Source organism: Mycobacterium sp., assembly GCF_049280035.1.
Lineage (GTDB): Bacteria > Actinomycetota > Actinomycetes > Mycobacteriales > Mycobacteriaceae > Mycobacterium.
The window spans coordinates 1-8,464 of the sequence record NZ_JBAPPI010000143.1 but is presented as its reverse complement, the minus strand read 5'-3'; the positions used below and the strand labels follow the sequence as shown (position 1 = coordinate 8,464).

Here is an 8,464-nt window from a genome sequence, read left to right as displayed (position 1 = left end):
CCTATTGGTTAATGGAGCGTTGAGAAATGGTGCAAACGGCGGGATTTCGTCGGCGGCGCATTCGACGCTGATGACCGCCGGGCCGTCGACTGCGAGTGAGCCGTGCACTGCCGCGGCCAATCCTTCGGTGTCGCTGACGTCGACCGATGCCAGTCCCGGGAACATCGTGGCCAGACCGGCCCCGAGCCGGCTGGGAGCGAACCGGTTGTAGCTGTACAGGTCGTCGTAGTAGAGCTGCTCGCGGGTCACGCACATGGCATGGGCGTTGTTGTTGAGCAGCACAAAAGTCACCGGAAGCCGGTAGTGCACCGCGGTGTGCACCTCCATGCCGTGCATGAAGAACGCACCGTCCCCCGCGATCACCACCACACGTCGGCCCGGCGCCTGGGCTTTCGCACGGCCGAACGCCATCCCGATACCGGCTCCGAAGCTGTAGCCCATGCCGCCCATGCCCAGCGCGACCGCAAACCGGCCCTTCCGCCGCACCGGCAGGTAGTGAATGGCCGACGCGCCGGTGTTGCCGGCATCGACGACGATGTCCACCTCGTCGGGCAATACGTGATCGAGCTCGGTCATCGCGTCCCGGTAGCGCACACCCGGACCGTCGAACGCTGGCGGGGTCAGCTCCGTGTGCGCCACCACATCGGGAACCCGAACCCCGGTGGGCCGCCCCGCGCCGGAAAGCGCGCGAGTGAGCATCCGCAACGAGGCACGCAGATCGTCGGTGTGGACGTGGGTGCAGGCGAGGTACGGCGGCGCCGACCCGATGGATATCGTTGGCACCGCTGCCAGCGCGTCGTCGAGACCGGTGCGCGCGGTCACCGATAGCCGGGTGCCCACCACCAGGCACAACCCACTGCCGGCCACCGCATCGGCGACACCGGGGTGACCCATCACTCCGGTCACCCCCAGGGCCGACGACGAACCCAAGCCAGGTGTCCCGGCGGCATCCTTTGCGTCCGGCACGGTTGCCACCCGGGCGCGCAGCATCCCGCGCAGCGTCGACAGCTCGGCTCGCGCATCATCACGGGCCACCTGTTCGCCGGCGATGATCGTGACCGGTCCACTCACCCGCCGCAAGGCGCGCACAATGGGATGCGGGTCGCCGATGACTCGCGGCCGCTCGACTTCTGCATGGCGTCCGGCACTGCGGCCATTGAGGGGCAGGCTGGACTGTTGAATGTCTTTGGGCAGCAACAAGACTGCCGGGCCGCCCGCAAGGGCGGCAGCAATGGCGGCCGGTAGCGCCGAGACAATGTCCGCGGGCGTCACCACCCGTTGGCAGAAGACTGATACCGCAGAAAATAACGCTTCGGCATTCAATGAACCGTTGCGGCCGCTGGTGTCTTGAAAGCTGCCGCGACCATCCATGGTGGTCGCCGGTTGGCCCACGAGAGCCAACACCGGTACCCGGCTGGCGAATGATTCGCCCAAACCCGGAATCAGGTTCAGCGCTCCCCCACCGGACGTCGCCGCCACCACACCTAGGCCCGCGCCGCTGCGACTGTATCCATCCGCCATTGTGGCGGCGGAGAACTCGTGCTTGGCGAGCACCGCGGTGATATCCGATCGGAAATAGGCGGCGTCGTAAAGATCTTCGATGTTGGCCCCGTCTACCCCGAAGATGTAGTCGACTCCGATTCCCGCGAGGTGCCCAACGATGTGGTCGACCACTCGGTGATTTGTCGGCATACCAGATACACGACTTCCGAGCGGCCAGGGTTCACAGCGCCCCAGAGATTGGGTCGCAATGAACCAGGCAGCGTTGTTAACCGTGTTAAGGCCGAGACGATATGGAAAAGGAGTCGTGCCGCCTGTGTTCAGTGACCGCCAAAGCAGACCCGACGTCGTCGTCATTGGCGCCGGACCGTCAGGCCTTGCCGTCGCGCGCGAGCTCGAGCATCGCCACCGGGTTTCGGTGCTGGTCGTCGACAAGGCCGCAGCACCTGCGGTTTCGTGGCGCAATCGCTATGACAACTTCCGCCTGAACACGACCGGGTTCATGTCGCACCTGCCGGGACAACGGATTCCTCTGTCGGCCGGGCGTTGGCCAACCAAGGACGACATGGTCCGCTACTTCGACCGCTACGTGTGCCGCCAGAACATCACCCTTGCGCTCGGATGTGAGGTCAATCGCATCGACCGGGCAGCCGGGGGCTGGCTGGTCGACACCTCGTCGGGGCAAATCCGGACACCAGCCGTCGTGCTGGCCACCGGCAAGTACCACACGCCCGTCGTCCCGCCCTGGCCTGGCTTGAGCCATTTCACCGGTGAGATCCTGCACTCCGGCGCCTTTCGCAACGCTTGGCCCTTCCAGGGCCAAGACGTTCTCGTTGTCGGCGCAGGCAATTCCGCCGCTGACATAGCGGTGCAACTGGCTGATGACGGCGCGCGCAAGATCTGGCTGGCGGTGCGCACACCACCGCATCTGGTGCGGCGTGCCATGGGACCGATCCCGTCGGACGTCTTCCTCGAGCTGTCCGCGGGGGTGCCTGCGCGCATCGTCGATCCGCTGATCGCACGTCTCAATCGCTTGCTGTTCGGTGACCTTTCGATTTATGGATTCCGCCGGCCGCCGCTCGGACTGAAGGCAACGGTGGAGCAGCGAGGCCGCATCCCGACCCTGGCCTATGAACTCGTCGACGCCGTCCGAAGCGGCCGCGTTGAGGTGGTAGCAGCGGTGGCGGCCGTTGACTCGCGCCGGGTGATCCTCGATGACGGCACGACCGTGACACCTGAGGTGATCGTCGCCGCAACCGGATTCAGCACCGACCTCGACGGTCTGGTCGGCCACCTCGGCGTCCTCGACGAGCACGGCGACCCGCACGGCGGTTTTGCCTCACACCTCGGCGATGGGATGTTCGCGATCGGTTTCGGCATTCCACCCAGGGGCCCGCTGCGGGCGATCCGCCTGGCAGCAACGCCATTGGCCGGTCAGGTCGCGGCATACCTGGCAGCCAGGTCGTCCGAGCCCGCTAAATCGTTAACCTCCGCCGGCTGACCGGCCGCTCTAAAAAGAACAATCCAGGAGACCGCAATGGTTCTACTCCGCGAAAAACGATTCTTCTACCGCGGTACAGACGAATACGAAGCCGCCCGCCGCGCAACGGTGTGGAATAGCCTTCTGCCGGACCGCTTTCCAGCCGTCATCATGCAGGCCTGCGAGGCCAATGACGTCGTCGCGGCGGTGCGCCATGCCCGGGCTCACGGCTATCACATCGGCGTCCGCTCGGGCGGACACAGCTGGAACGCCAGCCATCTGCGTGACGGCGGCATGCTGCTCGACGTCAGTCGCCTCGATCACTGCATCGTCGACACCGACCAGATGATCGCACGCGTCGGACCCGGCAAGATCGCCAGCGTCTTTGCCACAGAGCTCGACTCGCAAGGCCTGTTTTTCCCCGCAGGCCACTGTGAAGGCATTCGCCTCGGCGGCTATCTGCTGCAGGGCGGATACGGCTGGAACAGCAAGGTCGTCGGGCCAGCGTGTGAGAGCGTGCTCGGGCTGGAGGTCGTCACTGCCGACGGTGAAAAGATCTACTGCGATCCCGAGAATCACCCCGATCTGTACTGGGCCGCCCGCGGCTCCGGACCGGGCTTCTTCGGTGTGGTTACCTCGTTCACACTGCGGCTACACCGGCGCCCGGCCGTGTTGGGCACCTGTTTGTACATGTACCCGATCGAGCTCGCTGACGAGGTGTTCAGCTGGGGACGCTCAATCAGCAGCGAGATCGACGACCGGGTCGAACTGCAGATCCTGACCTCGCACGGCGCTCCGGAGACAGGGTCCACCGGGCCCGCCATCACCGTCGCCTCCCCGGTCTTCGCCGACTCAGAAGAGCAGGCCACGAAAGCGCTTGCCGCCCTGGGCACTTGCCCCGTGATCGACCGCGCCACCATCAGCCTTCCGTATATGGAGACGACGTTGGCCAATTGGTATGCGGCGGTGATGACCAAATACCCCGAGGATCATCGGTACGTCGTGGACAACATGTTCACGTCAGCCTCGGCCGAGGAGCTGCTGCCGGGAATCCGCAAGATCATCGAAACGTTGCCACCGCACCCGTCGCACTTCGTTTTCGCCGGCTGGAAGCCGTCCGCGGACCGCGCGGACATGGTCTACGGCCTGGAGGACGAGATCTATCTGGCGCTCTACACCTCCTGGCACGATCCGGCCGACGACGAACGCTATCGCGATTGGGCCCCGTCGAATATGGCGGCAATGTCGCACCTGGCAACCGGCATTTCACTCGCCGACGAGAATCTGGCCCGGCGTCCGGCGAAGTTCATCACCGATCCGAACATGGCGCGCCTGGATCAGGTACGCGCAACCTACGACCCGGACGGCCTGTTCCACAGCTGGATGGCTCGCGGGTAGTCGGTGGCGTCGGGCACGCTATGGCAACTGCGCGGACACGTATTTGATGTCGCCGAATGCAACCATCGTCGGGCCCTCGGGGAAGTCAAAACCGTTGTCGGCGTACAACTCTGATGTCGTATGGACCGTCGTGTCCCAGCCGCGGTCGGTCAGGTACTCGACGGCGTCGTTACGCTCGCCGTCGTAGACCAAATCGGCCCAGTTGAGGTTCAATCCGAGGCGGCTCCAACGCTCGCTGATCTCTTTACCCCGTTGGGCAATGCGGTCCCGGATATTTGGGACGTAGCCAGTACCCAGTCGGCTTCCGCAGAAGCTGAGCGCGGTGATGTTGTCGAACAACCGATCTTGGGCTTCCGGCGGCAGATAGCCCAACAACCCCTCGGCGATCCAGGCTGTAGGCCGCCCCGAGTCAAATCCGTTGTCCCGCAAAGCTTGCGGCCAGTCATCGCGCAAGTCGACAGCCACCGCCCTGCGGTCTGCCGACGGCGTCGCGCCCAGATCTGCCAGCGTGCGGGTCTTGAATTCAATGACCCGGGGCTGATCGATTTCGTAGATCACGGTGTCTGGCGGCCATGGCAGCCGGTACGCGCGGGTGTCGAGCCCGGCAGCCAGGATGACGGCCTGGCGCACACCCGCCGCCGCGGCGTCAGTGAAGAAGTTGTCGAAGAACCGGGTCCGGACCGCCATTCCCTCGGCCAGCCGCCGCGGGGTGAATGCCGGATCGTCTGCTGGGTCATCTGCGAGCTCGATTTCGCCGTTCATCATCCTGATGAAGGCGTCGACTCCGACAGCATTGACCAATGGTTCGGCGAAGGGATCGTCGAGCAGCGGATTCGGGCCCTTTGACGCCATCGCGCGCCGGGCGGCCACAGCGGTGGCGGTGGCGCCCACGCTGGATGCCAGATCCCAACTGTCGCCGTCGTGTCGTTTGGTGTCGCTTACGGCCATGGTTTCCTCTCCTAGCTGCGGGTTGCGATGACGGCGATGATGTTGCGGAAAGCGGCCAGTGCTTCGTCGCTGGGGAATGCGCGACCGTAGTCAGCGAACAGCTCCCGTCGAGCACGGCTGGCCACCTGCCAGTCCCGACCGCTGAGATACTCGGCGACGTTGTTGCGCTCGCCCTCGTAGAACAGCCCCGACAAATCGACGTCGCAGCCCAGATTGGCCCACCGAGCGTTCATCGCCTTGCCTCGATCGGCCATCGTCGGACCGCTATCCGGGTGATATTCGGTGGCCAGTTGACTGCCGGGCGCGCTGAGCGCCGTGATGTGATCGAAGAGCCGATCTTGAGCTTCCGGCGGCAGGTACATCAACAGCCCCTCGGCGCTCCAGGCTGTCGGTTTGGTGGCATCGAAACCGCTTTCGGCCAGCGCAGTCGGCCAGTCTTCGCGCAAGTCGATGCTGACCGTGCGCCGCTCGGTCGTCGGTTCGGCACCCAGCCGCGCCATGGTGTGGGTTTTGAAGTCGATGACCTTTGGCTGGTCGACTTCGTAAACGACGGTGCCGGGTGGCCACGCCAGCCGGTACGCCCTGGCGTCCAGACCGGCGGCCAGAATCACCGCTTGACCGATCCCCGCCGCGGTCGCGTGCAAGAAGAAGTCGTCGAAAAACCGGGTACGCACCGCCAGCGAGTCGGTTTCCGTCTGCAATTCGACCTTGCCGGTTTCCCCGACATCTTCGTCAAGGGTCGCGTTGATCTCGCCGTCGACCATGCGGATGAAGAAATCAATCCCCACCGCCCGGACCAGCGGGGCGGCGAACGGGTCGTTGATGATCGGGTCGGCGTCCTTGGTGGCCACCGCCCGGGCGGCGGCGACCATCGTCGCGGTGGCGCCGACGCTCGACGCCAAGTCCCAGGTGTCACTGTCGCTGCGTGCCATGGTCACCTTTCCACCGAAACCGGCGCCGACTTGATACTTAGCCAAGGTAAAGAGCCAGTGAAACTGTACGCCTTGTTGCTGTGTCCAGGCCTACCCGTTTGCGGGGGAGCGCGACCACCGCTGTTAGTCTCGTAGACTGTCTACGCGCGCTGGACACCTCCTGGCCTGCGAGTGCTTGGCGCGTGACGCAGGACCACCCGACGCTGGTCACACCAGCCCCATTGGCATGCCGCGACCAGAGCCCGGCTGCGCAGGAGGAAGAGTGCTTTCGGCTTTCATCTCATCGCTGCGAACAGTCGACCTGAGACGGAAGATCCTGTTCACGCTGGGCATTGTGGTGCTCTATCGGCTGGGCGCCTCGGTGCCGTCGCCGGGCGTGAACTACCCGAACGTGCAGAAGTGCATCGCGCAAGTCAGCGGCGGGGAAGCGGCCCAGATTTACTCGCTGATCAATCTGTTTTCCGGCGGCGCGCTGTTGCAGCTGACCGTGTTCGCGGTCGGGGTGATGCCGTACATCACCGCGAGCATCATCGTGCAGCTGCTCACCGTGGTCATCCCGAGGTTTGAGGAACTGCGCAAAGAAGGCCAGTCCGGCCAGGTCAAGATGACGCAGTACACCCGTTATCTGGCGATCGCGCTGGCCATCCTGCAGGCCACCAGCATCGTGGCGCTGGCCGCTAACGGCGGGCTGCTGCAGGGCTGCAACCTGGACATCATCGCCGACCAGAGCATCTTCACCTTGGTGGTGATCGTGCTGGTGATGACCGCTGGCGCGGCGCTGGTGATGTGGATGGGCGAGATGATCACCGAGCGCGGCATCGGCAACGGCATGTCGCTGCTGATTTTCGCCGGCATCGCCGCCCGTATTCCTGGCGAAGGCAAAAGCATCCTGGACAGCCGCGGCGCGATGGTGTTCGCGTCGGTCTGCGTGGCAGCGCTGATCATCGTTATCGGCGTGGTGTTCGTCGAGCAGGGCCAACGCCGCATCCCGGTGCAGTACGCCAAGCGGATGGTCGGCCGGCGGATGTACGGCGGCACCTCGACGTATCTGCCGCTGAAGGTCAACCAGGCCGGTGTTATCCCGGTTATCTTCGCCTCCTCGCTGATCTACATTCCGCGTCTGATCACCCAGCTGATCCGCAGCGGCACCGGCGGTGTGGGCAACAGCTGGTGGGACAAATTCGTCGCCAATTACCTGTCGAACCCCTCGAGCCCGGTCTACATCGCCGTCTATTTCGGGCTGATCATCTTCTTCACGTATTTCTACGTGTCGGTCACGTTCAACCCCGACGAACGTGCTGACGAGATGAAGAAGTTCGGTGGTTTCATCCCCGGCATTCGGCCCGGAAAGCCGACCGCCGACTACTTGCGTTATGTGCTGAGCAGGATCACGCTGCCTGGCTCGATCTACCTCGGCGTCATCGCGGTGCTGCCTAATCTGTTCCTCCAGATCGGCAACACGGGGACGGTGCAGAACCTGCCGTTCGGCGGCACTGCGGTGCTGATCGCGATCGGCGTCGGGTTGGATACCGTGAAACAAATCGAAAGTCAGCTCATGCAGCGCAACTACGAAGGGTTCCTCAAGTGAGAGTTGTGTTGCTTGGTCCGCCCGGAGCGGGTAAGGGCACGCAGGCCGAGAAGCTGGCGGAGAAACTCCAAATACCGCATCTCTCCACCGGGGAGCTGTTTCGGCACAACATCAACACCGGCACCAGGCTCGGCCTGGAGGCCAAGCGCTACCTGGACGCCGGCGACCTGGTGCCGTCCGAACTGACCAACGAACTCGTCGACGACCGGCTGGCCAAACCGGACGTAAGCGACGGTTTCATCCTGGACGGTTACCCACGCTCGGTCGGGCAGGCCAAAGCACTCCATGACATGCTCGAGCGCCGGGGGACCCAGCTCGACGCGGTGCTGGAGTTTCGGGTGCCGGAGGACGTGCTGCTCGAGCGGCTCAGAGCGCGCGGCCGCGCCGACGACACCGACGAGGTCATCCTCAACCGGATGAAGGTCTACCGGGACGAAACCGCGCCGCTGATCGAGTACTACAGCCACGAGTTGAAAACCGTCGACGCGGTCGGCGCCGTGGACGAAGTGTTCGCTCGCGCGCTACGGGCCCTGGGAAGGTAACCGTGATCGCCCTGGGCGGGCTGCGCAGTCGCAAGCTGGTGCCACAGCGCAGCGCCGGCGAGCTGGACGCGATGGC

At 64.5% G+C, this 8,464-nt stretch carries 7 protein-coding genes; 4 read left to right on the top strand and 3 right to left on the bottom strand.

The window, feature by feature from the left end:
* On the bottom strand, window positions 1-1,692 hold a 1,692-nt coding region (locus WAN71_RS04670; RefSeq protein ID WP_422224213.1), incomplete at its 3' end, for a thiamine pyrophosphate-binding protein.
* Between the two features lie 124 nt (window positions 1,693-1,816).
* On the opposite strand from WAN71_RS04670, the gene WAN71_RS04665 reads away from it, so the two are divergent.
* Both WAN71_RS04665 and WAN71_RS04660 read left to right on the top strand, forming a co-directional pair.
* Complete coding sequence (locus WAN71_RS04665; protein ID WP_422224212.1) at window positions 1,817-3,001, top strand: flavin-containing monooxygenase; 1,185 nt, start codon at window positions 1,817-1,819, stop codon at window positions 2,999-3,001.
* Between the two features lie 36 nt (window positions 3,002-3,037).
* The gene (locus WAN71_RS04660; protein ID WP_422224211.1) at window positions 3,038-4,378 is read left to right on the top strand and encodes an FAD-binding oxidoreductase; all 1,341 of its coding nucleotides are present in this window, start codon (window positions 3,038-3,040) and stop codon (window positions 4,376-4,378) included.
* An 18-nt stretch (window positions 4,379-4,396) separates the two neighbouring features.
* Here the strand turns inward: WAN71_RS04660 and WAN71_RS04655 are convergent, their stop codons facing one another.
* Together WAN71_RS04655 and WAN71_RS04650 are read right to left on the bottom strand one after the other, a co-directional pair.
* Entirely contained in the window at window positions 4,397-5,326 is a 930-nt protein-coding gene (locus tag WAN71_RS04655) for a class I SAM-dependent methyltransferase (RefSeq protein WP_422224210.1), read from the bottom strand.
* Between the two features lie 11 nt (window positions 5,327-5,337).
* Window positions 5,338-6,258, bottom strand: a complete 921-nt coding sequence (locus WAN71_RS04650) for a class I SAM-dependent methyltransferase (RefSeq protein WP_422224209.1) — start codon at window positions 6,256-6,258, stop codon at window positions 5,338-5,340.
* 262 nt (window positions 6,259-6,520) lie between these two features.
* Between WAN71_RS04650 and secY the strand changes: the two genes are divergently transcribed.
* Together secY and WAN71_RS04640 are read left to right on the top strand one after the other, a co-directional pair.
* On the top strand, window positions 6,521-7,846 hold the full coding sequence (secY, locus tag WAN71_RS04645; RefSeq protein WP_422224208.1) for a preprotein translocase subunit SecY: 1,326 nt from the start codon (window positions 6,521-6,523) through the stop codon (window positions 7,844-7,846).
* A complete protein-coding gene (locus WAN71_RS04640) occupies window positions 7,843-8,388 on the top strand; it encodes an adenylate kinase (RefSeq protein ID WP_422224207.1) in 546 nt (181 codons plus the stop codon). The genes secY and WAN71_RS04640 overlap by 4 nt, the downstream gene beginning before the upstream one ends.
* The last annotated feature ends 76 nt before the right edge of the window (window positions 8,389-8,464 follow it).